Source organism: Kitasatospora sp. NPDC093558, assembly GCF_040683475.1.
Lineage (GTDB): Bacteria > Actinomycetota > Actinomycetes > Streptomycetales > Streptomycetaceae > Kitasatospora.
This window is the reverse complement of record NZ_JBFBDY010001299.1, coordinates 1-1181: the sequence shown is the minus strand read 5'-3', so window position 1 is coordinate 1181 and position 1181 is coordinate 1. Positions and strand designations below refer to the sequence as shown.

Below are 1181 nucleotides of genomic sequence, written 5' to 3'. Positions count from 1 at the left end.
GCTCGCGCTACTACGCGATCGACCAGTCCCCCGCCGTCATGGCGAGCAACCCGGACACCGGCCTCAAGGGCATCTACGTCTCCAAGTCCGGCTCCCCGTCCGGCCCGTGGACGCTCATCGCGGACAAGGACAAGATCAAGAACTCCGGTTCGGCCCTCCAGGGCGCCGGCTACCAGCCCGGCATCCAGTCCTGGTACAACCAGTTCCTCCAGGTCGACCCGGCCAACCCGGACCACCTGTACGCGGGCCTGGAGGAGGTGCTGGAGACCAAGGACGGCGGCGCCAGCTGGTCCGTCCCCGGCCCGTACTGGAACTTCACGTTCCCGTGCTGGAGCATCGACCCGACCAAGGTGACCGGCGACTGCTCGCCCACCACCCACTCCGACCAGCACGCCGTCGCCGTCGGCTCGTACCAGGGCAGGCCGACCGTGTTCGTCGGCAACGACGGCGGCATCTACAGCCGCCCGGTCAACGGCTCGGCCGACGCCTCGGGCCACGCCACGGACTGGAAGTCCCTGGCCGACGGCACCATCGACACCCTGCAGTACTACTCGGTCGGCGTCGGCAAGGACCCGGCGGACCGCTCCGGCAAGGGCGTCATCGTCAGCGGCGGCCTGCAGGACAACGGTGAGTCGATCCTGCGCGCCCACGACAAGGTGATGGGCTCCAACTTCGGCGGCGACGGCGCCGACACCCTGGTCGACCCGGCCAACGGCTGCAACATCGCCGAGGAGTACGTCTACCTCGACATGTGGGTCACCCAGAACTGCGCCGTCAACGACGGCTCCGGCAACACCGACCCCAGCAAGGCCACCTCGTACGAGGTCGCCCCGCCCGACAAGGCCACCAGCTCCGCCCGGTTCATCGCGCCGATCACCAGCGACCCCAAGGACGTCAACACCTGGATCGCCGGCGGCCGGCACGTCTGGGTGCAGCACAAGGGCTACGCGATCCGCAGCGGCAGCGAGTGGACCTCCGCCTACGACCTGGGCGCCGGGCACTTCGCCACGGCGGTCGCGACCGTCAACGGCACGGTGTACGCGGGCTGGTGCGGCCCGTGCAACAACCAGGGCTTCAGCCGCGGCATCGCCGTCGGCAACACCGACGGCACCGGCTGGCACCAGCTCAACCTCCCGGTCGACGGCGCCCTGCCGAACCGGTACATCAGCTCGTTCGCGGTG

Annotated in this window: 1 pseudogene; it reads left to right on the top strand. The window is 69.7% G+C overall.

The annotated features are described in order from the left end of the window. A pseudogene (locus AB0O00_RS40520) lies at positions 1-1181 on the top strand (glycosyl hydrolase); the annotation flags it as partial.